General features: G+C 55.5%; 27 protein-coding genes and 1 pseudogene. All 28 read right to left on the bottom strand.

Translation table 11 applies throughout. The features are described from left to right. Positions 1-3: 3 nt before the first annotated feature. Positions 4-1323 carry a preprotein translocase subunit SecY gene (gene secY / locus ABD833_RS15410; protein WP_345074166.1) on the bottom strand — a complete coding sequence of 440 codons (1320 nt, stop codon included), beginning with the start codon at positions 1321-1323 and terminating at the stop codon, positions 4-6. A 12-nt stretch (positions 1324-1335) separates the two neighbouring features. Continuing rightward, positions 1336-1782: a 50S ribosomal protein L15 gene (gene rplO, locus ABD833_RS15405; RefSeq protein ID WP_345074165.1), complete on the bottom strand. Its 447-nt coding sequence runs from the start codon at positions 1780-1782 to the stop codon at positions 1336-1338. A 13-nt stretch (positions 1783-1795) separates the two neighbouring features. Continuing rightward, complete coding sequence (gene rpmD, locus ABD833_RS15400; RefSeq protein ID WP_073107046.1) at positions 1796-1975, bottom strand: 50S ribosomal protein L30; 180 nt, start codon at positions 1973-1975, stop codon at positions 1796-1798. Positions 1976-1981: 6 nt separating this feature from the next. Then, entirely contained in the window at positions 1982-2578 is a 597-nt protein-coding gene (gene rpsE / locus ABD833_RS15395; RefSeq protein ID WP_345074164.1) for a 30S ribosomal protein S5, read from the bottom strand. Between the two features lie 6 nt (positions 2579-2584). Then, positions 2585-2935 carry a 50S ribosomal protein L18 gene (rplR, locus tag ABD833_RS15390; RefSeq protein ID WP_044515439.1) on the bottom strand — a complete coding sequence of 117 codons (351 nt, stop codon included), beginning with the start codon at positions 2933-2935 and terminating at the stop codon, positions 2585-2587. Positions 2936-2944: 9 nt separating this feature from the next. Next, complete coding sequence (gene rplF, locus ABD833_RS15385) at positions 2945-3499, bottom strand: 50S ribosomal protein L6 (protein WP_345074162.1); 555 nt, start codon at positions 3497-3499, stop codon at positions 2945-2947. 18 nt (positions 3500-3517) lie between these two features. Continuing rightward, a complete protein-coding gene (gene rpsH, locus ABD833_RS15380) occupies positions 3518-3916 on the bottom strand; it encodes a 30S ribosomal protein S8 (RefSeq protein WP_345074161.1) in 399 nt (132 codons plus the stop codon). Between the two features lie 193 nt (positions 3917-4109). Further along, positions 4110-4379 (bottom strand): 30S ribosomal protein S14, encoded by a 270-nt coding sequence (gene rpsN, locus ABD833_RS15375; RefSeq protein ID WP_044016038.1) that lies wholly within the window; start codon positions 4377-4379, stop codon positions 4110-4112. After that, complete coding sequence (rplE, locus tag ABD833_RS15370) at positions 4372-4932, bottom strand: 50S ribosomal protein L5 (RefSeq protein ID WP_129919336.1); 561 nt, start codon at positions 4930-4932, stop codon at positions 4372-4374. Before rplE ends, rpsN begins: the two co-directional genes overlap by 8 nt. 27 nt (positions 4933-4959) lie before the next feature. After that, positions 4960-5211: pseudogene (gene rplX / locus ABD833_RS15365) on the bottom strand (50S ribosomal protein L24); the annotation flags it as partial. 3 nt (positions 5212-5214) lie between these two features. Continuing rightward, positions 5215-5583, bottom strand: coding sequence for a 50S ribosomal protein L14 (gene rplN / locus ABD833_RS15360; protein ID WP_073107059.1), 369 nt, complete (start codon positions 5581-5583; stop codon positions 5215-5217). 1 nt (position 5584) lies between these two features. Beyond that, positions 5585-5878: a 30S ribosomal protein S17 gene (gene rpsQ, locus ABD833_RS15355; protein ID WP_345074157.1), complete on the bottom strand. Its 294-nt coding sequence runs from the start codon at positions 5876-5878 to the stop codon at positions 5585-5587. A gap of 2 nt (positions 5879-5880) precedes the next feature. Beyond that, positions 5881-6093, bottom strand: coding sequence for a 50S ribosomal protein L29 (gene rpmC / locus ABD833_RS15350; protein ID WP_345074156.1), 213 nt, complete (start codon positions 6091-6093; stop codon positions 5881-5883). A gap of 1 nt (position 6094) precedes the next feature. Next, positions 6095-6520, bottom strand: coding sequence for a 50S ribosomal protein L16 (gene rplP, locus ABD833_RS15345; RefSeq protein ID WP_345074155.1), 426 nt, complete (start codon positions 6518-6520; stop codon positions 6095-6097). A 37-nt stretch (positions 6521-6557) separates the two neighbouring features. Then, positions 6558-7451, bottom strand: a complete 894-nt coding sequence (gene rpsC, locus ABD833_RS15340) for a 30S ribosomal protein S3 (RefSeq protein ID WP_345074153.1) — start codon at positions 7449-7451, stop codon at positions 6558-6560. A 4-nt stretch (positions 7452-7455) separates the two neighbouring features. Then, entirely contained in the window at positions 7456-7938 is a 483-nt protein-coding gene (gene rplV / locus ABD833_RS15335; protein WP_073107072.1) for a 50S ribosomal protein L22, read from the bottom strand. A gap of 1 nt (position 7939) precedes the next feature. Then, on the bottom strand, positions 7940-8218 hold the full coding sequence (gene rpsS, locus ABD833_RS15330; RefSeq protein WP_073107075.1) for a 30S ribosomal protein S19: 279 nt from the start codon (positions 8216-8218) through the stop codon (positions 7940-7942). 3 nt (positions 8219-8221) lie between these two features. Then, complete coding sequence (gene rplB / locus ABD833_RS15325) at positions 8222-9049, bottom strand: 50S ribosomal protein L2 (RefSeq protein ID WP_345074150.1); 828 nt, start codon at positions 9047-9049, stop codon at positions 8222-8224. 37 nt (positions 9050-9086) lie between these two features. Continuing rightward, positions 9087-9374 carry a 50S ribosomal protein L23 gene (gene rplW, locus ABD833_RS15320; protein ID WP_345074149.1) on the bottom strand — a complete coding sequence of 96 codons (288 nt, stop codon included), beginning with the start codon at positions 9372-9374 and terminating at the stop codon, positions 9087-9089. After that, positions 9374-10012 (bottom strand): 50S ribosomal protein L4, encoded by a 639-nt coding sequence (gene rplD, locus ABD833_RS15315; RefSeq protein ID WP_345074146.1) that lies wholly within the window; start codon positions 10010-10012, stop codon positions 9374-9376. The genes rplW and rplD overlap by 1 nt, the downstream gene beginning before the upstream one ends. Before the next feature lie 9 nt (positions 10013-10021). After that, positions 10022-10642, bottom strand: coding sequence for a 50S ribosomal protein L3 (gene rplC / locus ABD833_RS15310; protein ID WP_345074145.1), 621 nt, complete (start codon positions 10640-10642; stop codon positions 10022-10024). Between the two features lie 275 nt (positions 10643-10917). Beyond that, a complete protein-coding gene (locus ABD833_RS15305) occupies positions 10918-12198 on the bottom strand; it encodes an O-antigen ligase family protein (RefSeq protein WP_345074143.1) in 1281 nt (426 codons plus the stop codon). 108 nt (positions 12199-12306) lie between these two features. After that, positions 12307-12612 carry a 30S ribosomal protein S10 gene (gene rpsJ / locus ABD833_RS15300; protein WP_073107090.1) on the bottom strand — a complete coding sequence of 102 codons (306 nt, stop codon included), beginning with the start codon at positions 12610-12612 and terminating at the stop codon, positions 12307-12309. 21 nt (positions 12613-12633) lie between these two features. Next, entirely contained in the window at positions 12634-14778 is a 2145-nt protein-coding gene (gene fusA, locus ABD833_RS15295) for an elongation factor G (protein ID WP_345074141.1), read from the bottom strand. A gap of 114 nt (positions 14779-14892) precedes the next feature. After that, positions 14893-15360 carry a 30S ribosomal protein S7 gene (gene rpsG, locus ABD833_RS15290; RefSeq protein ID WP_073107096.1) on the bottom strand — a complete coding sequence of 156 codons (468 nt, stop codon included), beginning with the start codon at positions 15358-15360 and terminating at the stop codon, positions 14893-14895. A gap of 85 nt (positions 15361-15445) precedes the next feature. Next, the gene (rpsL, locus tag ABD833_RS15285; RefSeq protein WP_135496054.1) at positions 15446-15874 is read right to left on the bottom strand and encodes a 30S ribosomal protein S12; all 429 of its coding nucleotides are present in this window, start codon (positions 15872-15874) and stop codon (positions 15446-15448) included. A gap of 236 nt (positions 15875-16110) precedes the next feature. After that, positions 16111-16449 carry a DUF3467 domain-containing protein gene (locus ABD833_RS15280; protein WP_345074140.1) on the bottom strand — a complete coding sequence of 113 codons (339 nt, stop codon included), beginning with the start codon at positions 16447-16449 and terminating at the stop codon, positions 16111-16113. 113 nt (positions 16450-16562) lie between these two features. Next, a complete protein-coding gene (gene rpoC / locus ABD833_RS15275; RefSeq protein WP_345074139.1) occupies positions 16563-20915 on the bottom strand; it encodes a DNA-directed RNA polymerase subunit beta' in 4353 nt (1450 codons plus the stop codon). Between the last annotated feature and the right edge of the window lie 78 nt (positions 20916-20993).

Raw genomic sequence — 20993 nt, 5'->3', positions numbered from 1 at the left:
GAATCAGGAAGCCAGCGCCACGTCCTGAGGCGTGCGGCCGCGCATCTTGCCGGTTTTCATCATGCCGTCGTAGTGACGCATCAACAGGTAGCTCTCTACCTGATTCAAGGTATCCAATACTACCCCAACCATGATGATCAGCGAAGTACCACCATAGAAAGCCGAGAACGGACGCGTCACGCCAGCCAGCAGCGCGAAGGCCGGGAAGATGGCAATCAGCGCCAGGGCAATAGCCCCGGGCAAAGTAATGCGGGTCAGAATCTCGTCCATGTGCTCCGAGGTATCGCGGCCGGGCTTCACGCCCGGTACGAAACCACCACTCCGCTTCAGGTCATCAGCAATCTGATTAGGATTGACACTGATAGCCGTGTAGAAGTAAGTGAAGACAATGATCAGCGTGGCGAAAACCAAGTTGTACTGCCACGAAGTATAGTCGGAGAACTTCTGGCCGATGTAGCTGGCCGTTTCACTATCCGCCTGCCAGACCGAAGCCAGGATAGCGGGAACGAACATCAGCGACTGAGCAAAGATGATCGGCATTACCCCGGCAGCATTCACCTTGAGGGGAATAAACTGGCGCTGCGCGTTCAGTTGCGTAGTGCCCCCGACCTGCTTGGCGTACTGTACCGGAATGCGACGTACAGCCTGGGTCAGGACGATGACCGCCATAACCACCAGGAACAGCACTACCGCTTCGATCAGGAAAATCAGCGAACCGCGCATGCCTTTGGCCGCTGCTTCACCAATGATGGCACCAGGAAGGCGGGATACAATCCCGATCATGATGATCATCGAGATACCGTTGCCGATACCTTTATCCGTAATCTTTTCGCCCAGCCACATGCAAAACAGCGTGCCGGCAGTGATGATCAACATCGTGGAGATGGTGAAAAACGTACCGGGACTGATAATGGCATCCGCATTGATGGTGGCAATGAAGCCAACCGACTGCGCCATCACAATAGGAATGGTCAGAATGCGGGTGTACTGATTGATCTTCTTACGACCTGATTCGCCTTCTTTCTGGAGTTTCTGGAAGTAAGGCACGGCAATCGTCAGCAGCTGCAGCACGATAGACGCCGAAATGTAGGGCATGATGCCCAGGGCGAAAATCGAGGCATTGCTGAAAGCGCCGCCAAGCAGCGTATCCAGAATACCGAACAGGCCTTCCGCGCCCTGCTTCAACCGGGTCGGGTCGACGCCGGGCAGTACCACGAAGGAACCCAGCCGATAGATGGCAATGAAAAAAAGCGTATTCAGGATCCGCGCCCGCAGATCCTGAATATCCCAAATGTTCTTTATCGTGGTGATAAACTTGTTCATTGCCAGGTAGGCTTAAAGCGTCACTGCTTTACCACCGGCTTTCTCGATAGCTTCAACCGCTGATTTCGAGAAGGCGTGGGCATGTACTTCCAGAGCCTGGGTGATTTCACCGCGACCCAAAACCTTGATCTTAGCGTTTTTCGACGCCAGACCGCTGGACACGAAGAAAGCGGCATCCATGGTGGTAGCACCATGCTGCTCGTTCAGACCCTGCAATACATCGAGGTTTACCCCTTTGTACTCAATGCGGTTGATGTTCTTGAAGCCGAACTTCGGAACCCGGCGCTGCAGGGGCATCTGGCCACCTTCGAAGCCGGACTTCTTGGAATAGCCCGAACGCGACTTTTGACCTTTGTGACCACGCGTCGACGTGCCGCCGCGGCCGGAACCCGTACCACGACCAAGACGCTTGTTGTTGCGCGTTGAACCCGTGGCGGGCATGAGATTGCTGAGATTCATATCGAGGTACGTCCTAGAGTTCAGTTACTTCTACCAGGTGCTGTACTGCCGCAACCATCCCAGCAATCTGCGGGTTGAGTTCTTTTTCGGAAGTGCTGCCCATTTTGCCCAGGCCCAGGGCCTTGACGGTACGCTTTTGACGCTCAGGGCGGTCAATTACGCTTTTTACGAGTTTGATGTGGATCTGCGCCATCTCTACTTAGCCGTTAAAAACTTGGGCGAGGGTGATGCCACGAGCCTGTGCAATCTGCATCGGGTCGCGCATCTTGAGGAGAGCATCGAACGTAGCCTTCACCACGTTGTGCGGATTGGAAGAACCTTTCGACTTAGCCAACACGTCCTTAATGCCGGCACTCTCGAACACGGCGCGCATAGCACCACCGGCAATTACGCCGGTACCAGCTGCTGCCGGCTGTACGAGTACGAAGCCACCCGAGTATTTGCCTTCCATCACGTGGGGAACGGTGTGCTTATACAGCGGCACTTTCACCAGGTTCTTTTTAGCATCGTCAATGCCTTTGGCAATGGCGTCGGTTACTTCGTTGGCTTTGCCGAGGCCGTAGCCTACGGTGCCATTGCCGTCACCTACCACTACGATGGCCGAGAAGCTGAAGCGACGACCGCCTTTCACTACTTTGGCGACGCGGTTGATAGCGACAACCTTTTCCTTCAGATCAGAATCGCCGGTGCGGGACTGCTCGTTATTGTTACCACGACGGTCGTTGCCAGCGCCGCGACGGTCATTGCCGCCCCGCTCATTGCCACCACCACGGGGATTGTTGTTGAGTTCTGCCATGATGCCTTAGAAATTGAGGCCGCCTTCGCGGGCTCCTTCTGCCAATGATTTTACGCGGCCGTGGTAGAGGTAACCGGAACGGTCAAATACCACTTTCGAAATTCCTTTTCCTGTAGCACGGGCAGCAAGTTCTTTGCCGACTGCGGCAGCGAGGGCGACTCCGTTGCCCCCTTCCACCGATACGTGCTTCGAGGAAGCAGACGCCAGGGTGTTGCCGGTAGTGTCGTCAATAATCTGGGCGTAGATGCCCGTATTGCTGCGAAACACCGACAGACGAGGGCGCTCGGACGTGCCAGCCACCTTGGTGCGGATGATGCGCTGGATCCGTTTTCTTCTAGTTGCTTTATCGAAAGCCATGATGCGAAATTATTTCGAAGCTGTTTTACCAGCCTTGCGACGAATTTGCTCGCCCACAAAGCGTACGCCTTTGCCTTTGTAAGGCTCGACTTTGCGCAGGGAACGAATCTTAGCAGCTACCTGACCCAGCAATTGCTTATCAATGCTGTTCAAGGTAACAATCGGGTTTTTACCTTTCTCGGTGAGAGCGGTAGCCGTTACTTCCTTCGGCAGCGCCAGGAAGATGTTGTGCGAGAAACCCAGCGACAATTCCAGCGTGGTGCCGGCCATTACAGCTTTGTAACCTACACCTACCAGCTCCAGCTTGTTCTCGTAGCCGTTGCTGACACCCACAACCATGTTGTTGAGCAGCGAGCGGTACAGGCCGTGCATCGCCTTGTGGCGCTTCTGCTCGGTCGGACGCTCCACTACCAACTGGCCGTCGGCGTTGGTGAGGATAATGTCGCGGTCAACGGGCGTGGTCAAGGTGCCTTTCGGGCCCTTTACCGTTACCGTGTTGTCCTTGCTTACTTCAACCTCTACGCCCGTGGGCAGGCTGATCGGGAGTTTACCAATGCGTGACATAGTCTGGTTCTTTCTCGATTAGTAAACGTAGCACAATACTTCGCCACCAACGTTCTGGGCTTTGGCTTCCTTCTCTGTCATCACGCCTTTCGACGTCGACAGGATGGCAATACCCAGGCCGCTCAGTACGCGGGGCATGTTTTCTACGTGGGCATACGTGCGCAGACCAGGCGAGCTGATCCGCTCAAGCTTGGTGATGGCCGGAACCTTGGTCGTAGGATTGTACTTCAGCGCGATTTTAATCGTGCCTTGTACCGATGAGTCATCAAAACGATAGGACTGGATGTAGCCCTTGTGGTAAAGCACTTTCGTGATTTCCTTTTTGATGTTGCTGGCCGGAATCTCCACTACCCGGTGGTTTGCCTTGATGGCATTGCGCACCCGGGTCAGGAAGTCGGCAATTGGATCTGTATTCATTCGGTTTTGAAGAGCACTCGTTTTAACGGAGCGCAAAGATAAGAAAATTTCGCCCCCGCGAAAAAGCGGCAGCGAAATTTTCGGTTAAGACTTCTTGGCTCGACTTATTGAGGCTCGGCCAATGGTTTCTCTCGGCAACCTGCCAAGTGGCGTTATCTTACGTAGCTGAGCTACTCCGACAACTGAAGCTGGATTACCAGCTCGACTTCGTGACCCCGGGGATTTTACCGGCCAGTGCCATTTCGCGGAAACGCACCCGGCTGATGCCGAACTTGCGCATGTATCCACGAGGACGACCGTCGATCATATCCCGGTTGTGGAGGCGTACGGGCGAAGCATCCTTGGGGAGCTTGTCCAGACCTTCGTAGTCGCCGGCAGCTTTCAAAGCTTTACGCTTCTCAGCATAACGAGCAACCGTAGCGATGCGCTTGCGCGCTCTTGCTTTTGCGGATTCCTTAGCCATTGTTTTCTTTCTTGGCGTTAGCGAACGGCATTCCGAAAGCTTTGAGGAGCTCGTAGCTCTGCTCGTCGTTTTCGGCCGTCGTTACGAAGGTAATATCCATACCCGAGATTGACTTGATCTTGTCGATCGAAATTTCGGGGAAGATGATTTGCTCTTTGATGCCCAGGGTATAGTTACCCCGGCCATCGAAGCCTTTGTCGTTGATGCCTTTGAAGTCACGAACGCGGGGAAGCGCTACCGTCAGCAGACGGTCCATGAATTCGTACATCTGCTCACCACGCAGCGTTACGCGGGCGCCGATTGGCATGCCCTCGCGCAGTTTGAAGTTCGATACCGAACGCTTGGCGATGGTCGCAACGGCCCGCTGACCAGTGATGGTCGTCAGTTCGTCCACGCCATTGTCGACCAGCTTCTTGTCGGCTACGGCCGCACCGATACCGCGGTTGATGCAGATCTTGGTGATGCGCGGTACCTGCATGATGCTCTTGAACTGGAATTTCTCCTGGAGCGCCGGTACTACGTCTTTCTTATAAATCTCTTTGAGTCGAGCCATTGTCGTAACAGATTAGGCGTTAGTCGAATCAACGGCCTTCACGTTGCTGACGTGGATGCCAGCCTCGATCTTGGTGATGCCCCCTTGCGGGTTCTTAGCACTGGGTTTGTTGTGCTTGGTCACCAGGTTCAGGCCGTCCACGATGACGCGCTGGGTCGTACGGTTCACCGACTTGATGACACCGGTCTTGCCGCGCTCGTCGCCGGCAATCACCTTCACGGTGTCACCAGTCTTGACGTGCAGTTTTACGGGCTTCTGTGCTTTCGTTTTCGTTGCCATTGCTTAGAGAACTTCAGGAGCCAACGAAACGATCTTCATGAACTGACGCTCGCGGAGTTCGCGGGCAACCGGGCCGAAGATGCGGGTACCGCGGGGCTCGTCGTTATTGTTGAGCAGAACAGCAGCATTGTCGTCGAAGCGGATGTACGAACCGTCTTTGCGGCGTACTTCCTTCTTCGTGCGAACTACTACCGCCTTCGATACAGTGCCTTTCTTGGCGTTGCCCGAAGGAATAGCCGACTTGATCGAAACCACGATCTTGTCGCCTACGCTGGCGTATTTCTTGCCCGTGCCACCGAGGACACGGATGCAGAGAACTTCTTTGGCGCCGCTGTTATCAGCGACGGTCAGACGGGATTCTTGCTGTATCATCTTACTTGGCGCGTTCTACGATTTCTACCAGTCTCCAGCGCTTGCTCTTGCTCAGCGGACGGGTCGACATAATGCGGACCGTATCGCCTTCGCCGCATTCGTTGTTCTCGTCGTGGGCCATGAATTTGGTCGACTTCGTAACGAACTTGCCGTAGATCGGGTGTTTCATTTTGCTTTCCACCATCACCGTGATAGACTTGTCCATTTTGGAGCTAGTCACCCGGCCGACGATTTCTTTGCGCAGGTTCCGCTCTTCCGTAGCGGCCGTTGCCTTGGTTTCTTCGTTGGTTGCCATCGTTAGTTAGCAGTTTGGTTAGCCTGCTCGTTTTCGCGACGGGTCAGCTCAGTCTTAAGACGAGCAACGTTCTTGCGGCTATGCTTCAGGCGAATCGGATTCTCCAGCGGGGAAATGGCGTGCGCAAAGCGCAAAGCCTGACCGCTGGTCTGTTCGGTCTTGACTTGGGCTTTCAGCTCCTCGAGCGAAAGACCTTTAATTTCAGCTTGCTTCATCTTAATTGCTCTCTTCGTAATCGCGACGAACAACGAACTTGGTCTTCACGGGTAGCTTCTGAGCAGCCAGACGCAGCGACTCCTGAGCTACTTCCAACGTAACGCCGTCCGATTCGAACATGATGGTGCCGGGCTTCACGCAGGCTACCCAATACTCTGGGGAACCCTTACCCTTACCCATCCGCACTTCGGCTGGCTTCTTGGTGATTGGTTTGTCGGGGAAAATGCGGATCCACACTTGACCTTCGCGCTTCATAGCACGAGTCATGGCGATACGGGCAGCTTCAATCTGGCGGGCCGTAATCCAGGCAACCTCCAGCGACTTGATGGCGAACGAACCGAAGTCGATGGTGGAGCCCTTGTAGGCCAGGCCAGTCACGCGACCCTTCTGCATCTTCCGATACTTGGTTCTTTTCGGCTGTAACATGAGTTATCGAAAAAAAGGATTCGAGAAGAGAGAAAGACTAACGACGGGGAGCACCGGTACCGGCACCACCACCGCGATTTGGACCAGCACCCGGACCGCCACTGCGACGGGGAGCCCCGGCACCGCCGGCGTTGCCGCCACGGTCACCACCGGCACCACCACCACGGTTATCGCCGCCCCGGTCATTACGACGCGGGCCACGGTCACCACCACGGTCGCCACCGGCGCCACGTGGGCCACGGTCGTTGCCGCCGCGGGTGTCGTTACCTTGGTTAGCCGGTACCTGGTTCGGCGAGAGGTCGGGCTTGCCGAATACCTCACCGCGCATGATCCACACCTTGATGCCGATCTTGCCATATACCGTCTGGGCTTCCGACAGAGCGTAGTCGATGTCAGCACGCAGAGTGTGCAGCGGAGTGCGGCCCTCTTTGTACTGCTCGGAGCGGGCAATTTCTGCGCCACCCAAACGACCACCACACTGGATTTTGATGCCTTCAGCGCCAACCCGAATGGCGGCCTGGATCGACATTTTCATCGCCCGACGGAAGGAGATACGAGCCTGGAGCTGCTGAGCAATGCTCTCACCTACCAGTTTCGCGTCAAGCTCCGGACGCTTGATTTCGAAGATATTGATCTGAACGTCCTTGCTGGTGATCTGCTTTAGCTCGTCTTTGATCTTATCCACCTCGGCGCCGCCCTTACCGATAACCACGCCCGGACGAGCGGTGTTGATGGTGATGGTGATGCGCTTCAGCGTACGCTCGATTACGATGCGGCTGATGCCACCTTTCGGAATCCGAGCCATGATGTATTTGCGGATTTTTTCGTCCTCAACCAGCTTGTCGGCAAAGTCCTTGCCGCCGTACCAGTTCGAGTCCCATCCTTTGATGACGCCCAAGCGGAAGCCAACCGGATTTACTTTCTGTCCCATAGTGCTATGCGGTGGCTTCTGCCTTCGTTTCAGTTGATTTCTTAGCCGAGCTGCGACGGGTAGTCTTAGCTTTTCCTTCAGCGTTAGCCTCGGTGCCTTTCGTCTCAGCAGCCTGCTGGGCGGCAGCCTTGCTGCCCAGTGGTTCTACTTTCGAGTCAATCACCAGCGTCACGTGGTTGGAACGCTTGCGGATGCGGTGACCACGCCCCTGAGGGGCGGGGCGCAAACGCTTCAGCTGACGGCCTTCGTCGACGAAAATCTCCTTGATGTAGAGATTAGCATCCTCGATGCGCTCGTCTTCGTTTTTCTGCTGCCAGTTGGCCAAAGCCGACAGGAGCAGTTTTTCGATCCGCTCAGCACCCGAGTTAGCTTCGAATTTCAGCAAGCCCAGGGCGCGGGTCACTTTCTGACCGCGAACCATGTTGGCTACCAGCCGCATCTTGCGCGGCGAGGTAGGCACGTTATTGAGTTTAGCTCTTGCTTCCATCTTAGCGCTTGCCTTTATCTTTCTTGGCTACGTGGCCGCGGAAGTTGCGGGTAGGAGCAAACTCACCGAGCTTGTGGCCTACCATGTTTTCCGTGACGAAAACCGGGATGAACTTATTACCGTTGTGAACCGCGAAAGTGTGCGTCACGAAATCCGGGGAAATCATGGAGCGGCGCGACCAGGTTTTGATAACCGACTTTTTGCCGGAACCTTCCATCGCTACTACTTTCTTCTCGAGCCGAAAGTCAATGTACGGCCCTTTTTTTAGTGAACGTGCCATTGATTATCTCTTGCCTTTACGGTTAACGATGAGCTGTTCGGAGTACTTGTTCTTGTTCCGGGTCTTCTGACCTTTCGAGAAGATACCGTTACGGCTGCGGGGGTGACCACCCGACGACTTGCCTTCGCCACCACCCATTGGGTGATCGACTGGGTTCATAGCCACACCACGAACGCGCGGACGACGACCCATCCAACGGTTCCGACCGGCTTTGCCCATCCGAACGTTCATGTGGTCACCATTCGAAACGGTGCCGACCGTCGCCATGCAGGTCACGAGGACCATGCGCATCTCGCCGGAAGGCAATTTCAGGGTGGCGTATTTCTCTTCGCGGGCTACCAGCTGAGCATACGTGCCAGCCGAGCGAGCCATGGCTGCACCATTACCGGGCATGAGCTCGATGTTGTGCAGGATGGTACCCAGGGGGATTTCACGCAGCGTGAGGGCGTTTCCAACTTCGGGAGCAACACCGGGACCCGATACGACTACTGAATCTACAGCCAGGCCAGCGGGCGCAATGATATAGCGCTTTTCGCCATCGGCGTAGAACAGCAGCGCGATACGCGCCGTGCGGTTTGGATCGTATTCGATCGTCTTCACCGTGGCCGGAACCCCGGCTTTATCACGCTTGAAGTCGATAACACGATACTTCTGCTTGTGACCACCGCCGATGTAGCGGTTGGTCATTTTACCCGCGTTGTTGCGGCCACCGGATTTTTCCATGGGTGCCAACAGCGACTTCTCCGGCTTCGACGTCGTAATCTCGTCGAAGGCCGGGGCGATGCGGAAGCGCTGACCCGGTGATGTTGGTCTTAGTTTTTTGAGTGCCATTTTAGTTTAAAATGCGCGTTTCGTCGGTTTCCCGACCCTAGATACCGTTATAGAAGTCGATTACGTCGCCTTCCTTCACAGTTACAATTGCCTTTTTCCCGTGCGGACGACGACCGGTTACGGAGCCGCCCTTGGTGGACTTCGACTTCAATTTGCCAATGGTGCGGATCGTGCTAATGCCCGTTACCGTCACGCCATACAGCGCCTCGATTTCTTTTTTGATCTGAACCTTGTTGGCGGTACGCTCTACTGCGAAAGAGTACTGGCCTTTTTCGTTCAGGGCGGTGGCCTTTTCGGTCACGATGGGTTTCTTCAGCGTGCTCATTACTCAGCAGTGGTGTAGAGTTGTTCCAGCGACTTCAGGCCATCTTCCGACAGCAACAGCGTGTCCGTGTTGAGCAGATCGTGCGTGTTCAGAGCAACGGGCGTAGCCACGGTCACTTTCTGAATGTTCCGAACCGACAGCACCACGTTCTTGTCGACTTCACCGGTCACGAGCAAGGTTTTCTTGCCGTTGTCCAGCTTCAGACCCGACAGGATCGAGAGGAAATCTTTCGTTTTAGGAGCGCTCATGGTGATGTTCTCTACCAGAGCAATTTTGCCATCCTGGGCCAGTACCGACAGAGCGGACAGACGAGCCAGACGTTTGGTCTTTTTGTTGAGCTTGAAGCCGTAGTCACGGGGCTCGGGACCGAATACACGGCCACCACCAATGAATACCGGTGACTTCATGCTGCCGGCGCGGGCACCGCCCGTACCTTTTTGCTTCTTGAGCTTTTTCGTGGTGCCGTGCACCTCGTTGCGCTGCTTCGACTTGTGCGTACCCTGGCGCTGGTTGGCCAAGTACTGCTTCACGTCGAGGTACATCACGTGCTCGTTCGGCTCGAGGCCGAAAATGGCGTCAGACAGGGTAACCTTGCGGCCGGTGTCCTCACCTTTGATGTTAAATACTGCGAGTTCCATCGTAATCGTCTATTTCTCGAGTACCACGTAAGAATTCTTGGCACCGGGAATAGAACCGCTCACGAGGATCAGGTTCTTGTCGGCTACCACGCGCATCACCTTCAGGTTCTGCACTTTTACCCGGTCACCGCCCATGCGGCCAGCCATACGCATTCCTTTGAATACGCGCGACGGCCACGAGCAGGCACCGATGGAACCAGGGTGACGCAGACGGTTATGCTGACCGTGGGTCTGGCCACCAACACCTGCGAAGTTGTAGCGTTTCACTACACCCTGGAAACCTTTGCCTTTTGAGGTACCTACAACGTCAATAAACTCACCTTCTTCGAAGAGAGTCGCGTCGATAGTAGAACCAGCAGCGTACGTTGATTCGGCGTCGAGGCGGAATTCAACCAGCTTTCTTTTGGGGGTGGTACCGGCTTTAGCGAAGTGACCAGCCAAAGCTTTGGTCGTGTTCTTCACTTTTTTCTCGCCGTAGCCGATCTGAATGGCGGTGTAACCGTCATTCGCGACTGTCTTAACCTGCGTCACTACGCACGGACCCGCCTCGATGAGCGTGCAGGGAATGTTTTTCCCGTCCGGAGTGAAGAGGCTTGTCATACCGATTTTTTTACCGATGATGCCAGGCATTCTGTTATGTTTTATGAAAGACGCAAAAAGAAAACGCCCAAATGACGTTTTCGCAATGGGAGTGCAAAGCTAGAAAAATATAGGACAGAAATCTAACCCGGCTCTGAAATATTTTCAGGGTCACGTAGTTGGCTTCCGGAACGGGCTGTTTCCTGTGCCTCAAGCCCTTTGGCTCCGGTGACGCTAATGAGGGGGAAAACAGCAGCCTTTCTGAACTCAACCGGGAGAACGGACTGGGTTACAAATAGTGCAATATTAAGCATCACCCAATCTCACTAGGCCGGCCGCCACTCCTTTTCCGGCCGGGTCGCCGGCAACAGGCCATTCAGCGCCAACAGCAGGAAAAACAGGGAAAACGTCAGGCCGATCTGAGTCTCCAGCGTGTACTCTACCAGGAAGGAAAGTGTCACCAGTGTGTACTGCGCTACCAGCAGCGGCGCAAACCGCGGCCAGGACCAAAGTGCCGGATAGTAGAAGCAAACAATAAACAGCAGCGTCCCCAGAAAGCCAAAAGCTACCAAATCATAGATAAGCTGATTATGGGGCAGCAGATAGGAGCTTCGTTCAATGCTGGGATAGTTCTGGCGGAACTGCTCCGCCATTTCATCCTCCATATCGGCCTTGCCCACTCCTACTGTCGGGTTCTGCTTGATGATTTCCCAAGCGGCTTTATAGGAGTACACCCGCGCTACTAACGAGTAGCTGTTGGCCGCCTTGGTGTCATTGACCTTTCCCAGGTCCTCCTTGGTATTAGTGAACTTGTTCTGAAAAGTCGGAAAAGCGAGGTAGCTGACCGCCGGCAACAGTGCCAGACAACCCGCTAGGTACAGGGCCTGGCGGTACTGCTTCGCCAAGAATATCAGCCACAGAAAAAATACCCCTCCTACCGCGTACAGCGTGACCAGTCCACTCCGCACGGCCAGCATATGCTGGAACAGCACCAGATATAAAACTGCCGCGATTAAAGCAGTGCGCCACCTGACGGACATATTGCCCCAGTACCAGAGAACCACCCCGGCGGCTACGGCCAGCGTTACCATCAGACTGAACCGGATATGGTCGGGCTCAGTGGGCATAATCTTCGAGTGCAGGTAGATTTCGTTGATTACCGCCATATGCAGCAGATAGTAGCCAGTACTGATCAGGGCAGAGACTACTACGCAGCCGATAAACAGCAGCCACAGATTCCGCAGCTTGCTGGCCGGCAAAGCGGGCAGAACCCAGAAGGTGAGTGGCAGCAGCAGAAACGGCAGCTGCAATACCACGTCCCGTCTGTATTCCCCCAGGTTAGCTGGATCCGTCGTCAGGCCACTTAGCAAGTGAATGACATAGATGACCATCAATGCGCCGAAGACCGGCCACTGCTGCTGGTTGGCCGCTTGCTTATATACCACCGCATATACTATGGCCGTCAGGCTTAGGCCAACGATGCCGATGCTGGGCAGAATCCGGAAGTAATGGGCTACGAAAAGGCCCACGATGATAAGGGCGCAGAATAGCGTCGCGGCATAGTGAAGCCGGGGAGTAGTGAAGGTAGCAGCCAGAGGGGAGGCCATTCAAAGGGGATAAGTGGAACGCTAAGTTGGCAAGGATAGCCAGAAAAACACCCCACCGGTCCGAAAACCGATGGGGTGCTTATCCTAATTACCGGTGGAAACCGGTCCTCAGACTTTGATTTCTACGTCAACGCCGCTGGGCAGCTCCAGCTTCATCAGGGCATCTACGGTCTTCGACGAAGTCGAGTAGATGTCCACGAGACGCTTGTAGGTGCAGAGCTGGAATTGCTCCCGGGCCTTCTTGTTCACGTGGGGCGAACGAAGCACGGTGAATTTCTCCTTGACGGTCGGCAATGGAATAGGACCGCTAACGATAGCGCCCGTAGCCTTCACCGCCTTCACAATCTTCTCCGACGATTTGTCCACCAGGTTGTGGTCGTAGGATTTGAGTTTGATGCGAATTTTCTGATTCATGTGATGTTGAGTGAAAGCGGGTTAGCGAATGGAGTTACCCTTCTGCTTGGCGATGATGCCTTCGGCAAGGTTTTGCGGTACCTGGTCGTAGTGCGAGAACGTGAGCGAAGCCGAAGCCCGACCCGACGAAATCGTACGCAGCGTCGTTACGTAGCCGAACAGCTCCGACAGCGGAACGTCAGCCTTGATAACGTTCAGACCACCTTTGGTATCCAAACCTTTCATGATACCACGACGACGGTTCAGGTCACCGGTTACGGAACCCGTGTACTCGTCGGGCGAAACTACCTCGACAGCCATGATGGGCTCAAGCAGTTTCGGACCGGCCAAGCGGCCAGCTTCGCGGAAACCACCACGGGCAGCGAGTTCGAACGACAGCGCGTCCGAGTCAACATCGTGATAGGAACCGTAGAACAGGCGCACGCGCATGGCTTCGATTGGGAAGCCAGCCAATGGACCATTCTTCATAGCCTCTTCGAAGCCTTTCTGAACCGGGGCAATGAATTCGCGCGGGATAACACCACCGGTGATGCCGTTTACGAACTCCAGACCGGGCTTTTCCGGATCGGTTTCTTTCGGGCCCAGCTCGAACTGGATATCCCCGAATTTACCCCGACCACCGGTCTGCTTCTTGTAGGTTTCGCGGTGCTCCACCTTCTTCGTCAGCACCTCCTTGTAGGCTACCATTGGGGCGCCCTGGTTGATTTCAACCTTGAATTCCCGACGCATACGGTCGATGATGATTTCAAGGTGAAGCTCACCCATGCCTTTCAGTACGGTCTGGCCCGTCTCGGGGTCCGTCTGTACTACCAGGGTAGGATCTTCTTCCACGAGCTTGGCAATAGCCATACCCATCTTATCCATGTCCGCCTGAGTTTTAGGCTCGATGGCGTAACCGATAACGGGCTCCGGGAAGCTCATCGACTCCAGTACCACGCGCGACTTCTCGTCGGTCAGCGTGTCACCGGTTTTGATGTCTTTGAAACCTACACCCGCCGCAATGTCACCCGCCTGGATCTTGTCAATCGGGTTCTGCTTGTTGGAGTGCATCTGCATCAGGCGCGAAATACGCTCCTTCTTGTTCGTGCGGTTGTTGTGCACGTACGAGCCGGCATCGAGCACGCCGCTGTAGCAGCGGAAGAAGCACAGACGACCAACGAAGGGGTCAGTAGCAATCTTGAACGCCAGGGCGGTGAACGGCTCGCTGTTGTCGGGGTGACGAATCACTTCAGCACCCGTGTCCGGGTCGGTACCAACGATGGCCGGCATATCGAGCGGTGAAGGCAAATAAGCCATTACACCGTCCAGCATGGACTGCACACCTTTGTTTTTGAAGGCTGAGCCGCACATTACGGGCGAGAACTTCATGTCGATAACCGCTTGGCGGATAACGACCATCATTTCCTCCCGGGTGATGCTGTTCGGGTCTTCGAAGAATTTCTCCAGCAGACGGTCGTCGTACTCGGCAACGCTTTCTACCAGCTTCTGACGCCACTCGGCAACGGTTTCCACCAGATCCTCGGGAACCGGGATTTCGTGGTACGCCTTGCCCTGAGTTGCATCATCCCATACGATGGCCTTACCCGTCAGCAGGTCGACAACACCTTTGAAGGTATCCTCGGCACCGATTGGAATTTGCAGCGGTACGGGGTTAGCGCCTAGCTTATCCTTAATCTCGGCTACAGCCTTGAAGAAGTCGGCCCCGGCACGGTCCATCTTGTTGACGAAGCAGATGCGGGGCACCTTGTACTTGTCAGCCTGACGCCATACGGTTTCCGACTGGGGCTCAACCCCCGATACGGCGCAGAACAAAGCCACGGCACCATCGAGCACACGCAGCGAACGTTCTACTTCTACCGTGAAGTCAACGTGGCCGGGGGTGTCAATGAGGTTGATTTTGTACTGCTTGGTGTCGGCCGTCGGCTCGCCGTTGGCGTCCGTAGGGTAGTTCCAGAACGTGGTGGTAGCAGCCGAAGTGATGGTGATACCACGCTCCTGCTCCTGCTCCATCCAGTCCATCGTGGCGGCACCTTCGTGCACTTCCCCGATTTTGTGGGTCTTACCGGTATAGTAGAGAATGCGCTCCGACGTGGTGGTTTTACCAGCATCGATGTGCGCCATAATCCCGATATTCCGGAGGTATTGCAGATCTTTATTAACAGCCATGTCTTTTGTTGGGGTCTTGGAGCCTTGGGGTCTTGGGGTCTTGGTTATCGTTCTGGAAGAAAAACAGCAGAACAAAAAACCAAGATCCTAAGACCCCAAGGCTCCAACAACTAGTTAGAAACGGAAGTGCGAGAAGGCTTTGTTGGCCTCCGCCATGCGGTGGGTGTCGTCCTTCTTTTTCACGGAAGCCCCTTCACCTTTAGCCGCGGCAATGATTTCGCCAGCCAGCTTGTCCTTCATGGTTTTCTCCCCACGACGACGGGCGTACTGAATCATCCACTTAGCACCCACCGAAATACGACGGTCGGGGCGAACTTCGATCGGCACCTGGAAGGTAGCACCACCTACGCGGCGGCTCTTCACTTCTACAGTTGGCATCACGTTGTTCAGCGCCTTGCGCCACATTTCCAGGCCGTTTTCCTTCGTGCGCTGCTCTACGATTTCGCAGGCGTCGTAGAAAATGCCGTAGGCAAGGTTTTTCTTTCCGTCATACATCATGTAATTGACGAAACGGGTTACCAGCGTCTCCTTGAACTTGGGATCGGGCAGGAGGATGCGCTTCTTTGGTTTTGACTTTCTCATGAGGTTAGATGTGAGCTGGTAACCAGGAGCTACGGGATAAGAACCATTTTCTATCCAACGCGGGGCCTGACTCCACTCGTATCAATTACTTTTTCTTGCCGGGGGCTGGCTTACCGCCTTTGCCGGTTGCCACTGGCTGGCCGGGCTTCGGACGCTTGGCACCATACTTCGAACGACGCTGCGTACGGCCACCAACACCAGCGGTGTCAAGGGCACCACGGATGATGTGGTAACGTACGCCGGGAAGGTCTTTAACACGACCACCGCGGATCAGCACGATGCTGTGCTCCTGCAGGTTGTGACCTTCACCCGGGATGTAGGCGTTAACCTCTTTGCCGTTGGTGAGGCGCACACGGGCCACTTTACGCATAGCCGAGTTCGGCTTTTTGGGCGTGGTGGTGTACACACGGGTGCATACGCCACGGCGCTGCGGGCACGAGTCAAGGGCGGGCGACTTCGACTTCGTCGTCAGCTTCTCGCGGCCTTTTCGTACTAATTGGTTAATAGTAGGCATTTACGGAATGGTTTGTCAAGGAGGGTTCTCTCCCAAAAAATTAGGCTTGCAAAGGTATCAAAGTCAGGGTAGAATAGCAAACGAGTTGAAATAGTTTGTTTTAGAGAATGATTCCGGGGCTTGGCACCTCTTATCGGTGACTCGTTCGGTTAGGGCCTTAGCTTCAATCAGGGCACACAAAAAGGCCTTCGACGTCTCGTCCAAGGCCCTTCTGTAAGGTCTGTAAGAAGCTTGGCTTACGCCTCCCCCATTGTGCCGCCGAAGTTCATCGGGAAGCTGGGCGAGTCGGGCTGCTGCTTGATGGGACCAAAGGTCTGCTCGAACCGCTCAATGTTATCGGCCAGGGCCGACAGCAGGCGCTTGGCGTGCTCGGGCGTTACCACGATACGGGCCTTTACCTTGGCTTTCGGCAGGCCCGGCATCAGGCGAATGAAGTCGATGACGAACTCGCTGCTGCTGTGCGCAATCATGGCCAGGTTGGCGTATTCGCCTTCGGCAATTTCCTCCGATAGCTCAATGTTGATGGCGTTCGGGTCCTGCGGTTGCGGAGCGTTGGGGTCTTGGGGCTGGTTCATATCGGAAGAGCGTATTTTAGAAAGGAGAACTCAGAGAAGTATCAAAGCTACTAAAAAGAGAAAAGCCGACCGGATGGCTCCGGTCGGCTTTTCCATTACAGGCTTACCGCCGGTTATTCAGCGGCCACTTCACGCTTGCCGACCCGCGACGCGCGCTTTGTGCTCACTTCCGGAACCTCCGCTTTAGCCGCTTGCTGAGCTTCGAGCTCATCCTTCGAGCCGACAATCTGCCGCGTGTATTCGCGCAGACCGGTACCGGCCGGAATGAGGTGCCCGACAATTACGTTCTCTTTCAGACCCAACAGCTCATCGGCCTTACCACGGATGGCAGCTTCCGACAGAACCTTGGTGGTCTCCTGGAACGAAGCAGCCGAGATAAACGACTGCGTACCGAGCGAGGCCTGGGTGATGCCTTGCAGCGTAGGGCGGGAAACCGAAGGCTGAGCATCGCGCACTTCCACCAGGCGGAGGTCACGACGTTTCAGGCTGCTGTTCTCGTCCCGCAGCTTGCGGGCACTCAGGATCTGACCCGGCTTCAGGATGCTGGAATCACCGGCTTCCGTTACCACCTTCATGTCGATGATGGTATCGTTTTCCTCCATGAAGATAATCTTGTCGATTACCTGGTGCTCCAGGAAAGTCGTGTCGCCGGCGTCGAGGATAACCACTTTCTGCATCATCTGGCGAACTACCACCTCGATGTGCTTATCGTTGATTTTCACCCCCTGCAAGCGGTACACTTCCTGAATCTCGTTCACGAGGTATTCCTGCACGGCACCCGGACCCTGAATGCTCAGGATGTCGGATGGCGTGATGGCACCATCGGAAAGCGGCATACCGGCCCGGATGAAGTCATTGTCCTGCACCAGAATGTGCTTCGACAGCGGCACCATGTACTTCTTCTTGACGCCGTCTTTTGACTCGACGAAGATTTCCCGGTTACCACGCTTCACGGTACCGTACGTTACCACACCATCGATTTCCGACACAACGGCCGGGTTCGATGGGTTACGAGCCTCAAACAGCTCGGTAACGCGGGGCAGACCACCCGTAATGTCGCGTGTCTTGCCAACAGCCCGGGGAATCTTGGCCAGGATGTGACCCGCCTTAATTTTCTCGTTGTTGTCGACATTCAAGTGCGACCCTACCGGGATGCTATAGGCCCGCTGGCCTTCCTCGACATCTTTCTTGCCCGCCTTAATGATGATAGACGGGTTCTGAGCCTTGTCGCGGCTTTCCATAATTACCTTCTCGCGGTGACCCGTCTGCTCATCCGATTCTTCCCGGTAGGTTACACCTTCCGTGATGGCATCGTAGACAACGGTACCGTCGAACTCGGCCAGAATAACGGCGTTGTACGGGTCCCAGTTGTTGAGTTCCTGGCCCTTCTCCACTTCCTGACCTTCCTTAACCAGCAGGAAAGAGCCGTACGGCACGTGGTTCGAGATGAACACCTTACCCGTGGCTTTGTCGATAATCCGGATTTCGCCCGAACGCCCCATGACCACGCTCGACTTATCGCCCTCGGCGTTGGTCGAATCGACAGTCCGGATGTCTTCGAACTCCACGATACCAGCAAACTTGGCTTTGATGTTGGCTTCTACCGCAATGTTGGAGGCCGTACCACCTACGTGGAAGGTACGCAGCGTAAGCTGGGTACCGGGCTCCCCAATGGACTGGGCAGCAATAACCCCCACAGCTTCACCTTTCTGGACCATGCGGCCCGAAGCCAGGTTACGGCCGTAGCACTTGGCACAGATACCACGCTTGCTTTCGCAGGTCAGTACCGAGCGGATTTCCACCGACTCAATGCTGGTGGCATCAATACGGCGGGTGGTGTCCTCCTTGATTTCCTCGCCCGAAGCCAGGATAACCTCGTCGGTCAGCGGGTCGATGATATCGTGTACCGTGACGCGGCCCAGGATACGCTCGGACAGCGGCTCTACCACGTCCTCATTGTCCTTCAGAGCGAAGGTTTCGATACCGCGGAGGGTACCGCAGTCCTGCTCATTCACGATTACGTCCTGCGATACGTCTACCAGACGACGGGTCAGGTAGCCGGCATCAGCCGTTTTCAGCGCGGTGTCAGCCAGACCTTTCCGGGCACCATGGGTCGAGATGAAGTACTCGATTACGTCCAGGCCTTCTTTGAAGTTAGACAGAATCGGGTTTTCGATAATCTCACCGACCGAGCCCTGAAGCGACTTCTGCGGCTTGGCCATCAGCCCCCGCATACCGCCGAGCTGACGAATCTGCTCCCGCGAGCCCCGGGCACCGGAGTGCATCATCATGTAAATCGAGTTGAAGCCCTGGTTCTCCTTTTCGAGGCGACCCATGAGGGTTTCAGTGATTTGGTTGTTGATACGTGTCCAGATATCGATAACCTGGTTGTAACGCTCGTTGTCGGTAATCAGACCCATCTGGTAGTTCTGAGTCACGGCCTTCACGTCGTTCTGCGCCTGCAGAATCAGCGCATCTTTCTCCTTCGGAATCTGGATGTCGCCCAGACCCATCGACAGACCACCTTTGTAAGCCGACTGGAAGCCCAGCGTCTTGATGTCGTCGAGGAACTGTGCGGTGCGGGCCATGCCCGTCCGCTTGAACACCATCGAAATGATCTGCTGGAGCTTTTTCTTGGTCAGCAGCTCATCCACGAAGCCAACTTCCGCCGGCACCATCTGGTTGAACAGCACGCGGCCGGCTACGGTCTCCACGATCTTGGTAACCAAGTCGTCGTTCTCGTCGCGGATTTGCGTGCGGACCTTGATGTAGGCGTGCTTCGACAGAACTCCTTCGTTGAGGGCAATAACTACTTCCTCATCGGAGTAGAACATCATATCCTCGCCGTCGATTTTCTCTTCGGGCGTGCTGCGCTTACCTTTGGTGACGTAGTACAAGCCCAGAACCATGTCCTGCGACGGTACCGCGATGGGCGCGCCGTTGGCCGGGTTCAGGATGTTGTGCGAAGCCAGCATCAGCATGGAGGCTTCCAGGATAGCGGCCGGCCCCAGAGGAACGTGCACGGCCATCTGGTCACCGTCAAAGTCAGCGTTGAAGGCCGTACAAACGAGTGGGTGGAGCTGGATAGCCTTACCCTCGATCAGACGGGGCTGGAACGCCTGGATACCCAGGCGGTGAAGGGTTGGAGCCCGGTTCAGGAGTACGGGGTGGCCTTTCAGCACATTTTCCAGAATATCCCAAACGACGGCATCCTTGCGGTCCACGATTTTCTTGGCCGATTTCACCGTCTTCACGATACCGCGCTCGATGAGCTTGCGGATGATGAACGGCTTGAACAGCTCGGCCGCCATGTTCTTCGGCAGACCGCACTCGTGCAGCTTCAGCTCCGGACCAACGACGATAACCGAACGACCGGAATAGTCGACCCGCTTACCGAGCAGGTTCTGACGGAAGCGGCCCTGCTTGCCTTTCAGCATATCGGACAGCGACTTCAGGGCCCGGTTGCCTTCGGCCCGCACGGCATTCACCTTACGCGAGTTGTCGAAGAGCGAATCCACGGCTTCCTGCAGCATGCGCTTCTCGTTGCGCAGAATCACCTCGGGTGCCTTGATTTCGATCAGGCGCTTGAGGCGATTGTTGCGGATGATAACGCGACGATACAGGTCGTTCAGGTCGGAAGTAGCGAAACGGCCACCATCCAATGGAACGAGCGGGCGCAGCTCCGGTGGAATAACGGGCACCATGCGGATAACCATCCACTCGGGCTTGTTTTCCACGCGGGTCGCGGCGTCACGGAAAGCTTCTACTACGCGCAGACGCTTCAACGCCTCAGCCTTACGCTGCTGCGAAGTTTCGTGGGCGGCCGAGTCGCGCAGGCTGTAGGAAAGCTCATCGAGGTTGATGCGCTCCAGCAGCATGTACAAGGCATCGGCACCCATACGGGCGATGAACTTGTTGGGGTCCTCGTTCGGCAGCATCTGGTTCTCCCGCGGGAGCTTGTCGATGATGTCGAGGTATTCGTCTTCGGTGAGGAAGTCGAGCTGCTGCACGCCTTCTTCGGCCAAAGTGCCGGGCTGCACGACTACGTACCGCTCGTAGTAAATAATCTGATCAAGCTTCTTGGTGGGCAGGCCCAGCAGGTAGCCGATTTTATTGGGCAGCGACTTGAAGTACCAGATGTGGGCAACGGGCACCACCAGCTCGATGTGGCCCATCCGCTCGCGGCGTACTTTCTTCTCGGTCACCTCCACGCCGCAACGGTCGCAGATGATGCCTTTGTAGCGAATCCGCTTGTATTTGCCGCAGTGGCATTCCCAGTCCTTCACGGGACCGAAAATCCGCTCGCAGAACAAGCCGCCCATTTCGGGCTTGTACGTCCGGTAGTTGATCGTCTCGGGCTTCACTACTTCGCCGTTCGACCGCTCCAGAATGGATTCGGGCGAGGCCAGTGAGATAGTGACTTTCGAGAAGTCCTGCACCAGTTTTTTGTTTTTTGCAAACGCCATGTGGGGGAGCTAGTTAGCTATTGGCTTTGTGGGCTGTGGCAGATGATCGGTCCTTCTTAAGAAGATCCCGAAAGGCTA

Source organism: Hymenobacter fastidiosus (assembly GCF_039539565.1).
Classification (GTDB): domain Bacteria; phylum Bacteroidota; class Bacteroidia; order Cytophagales; family Hymenobacteraceae; genus Hymenobacter; species Hymenobacter fastidiosus.
The sequence above is the reverse complement of the archived record's forward strand: the minus strand, read 5'-3'. Positions and strand labels throughout refer to the sequence as shown.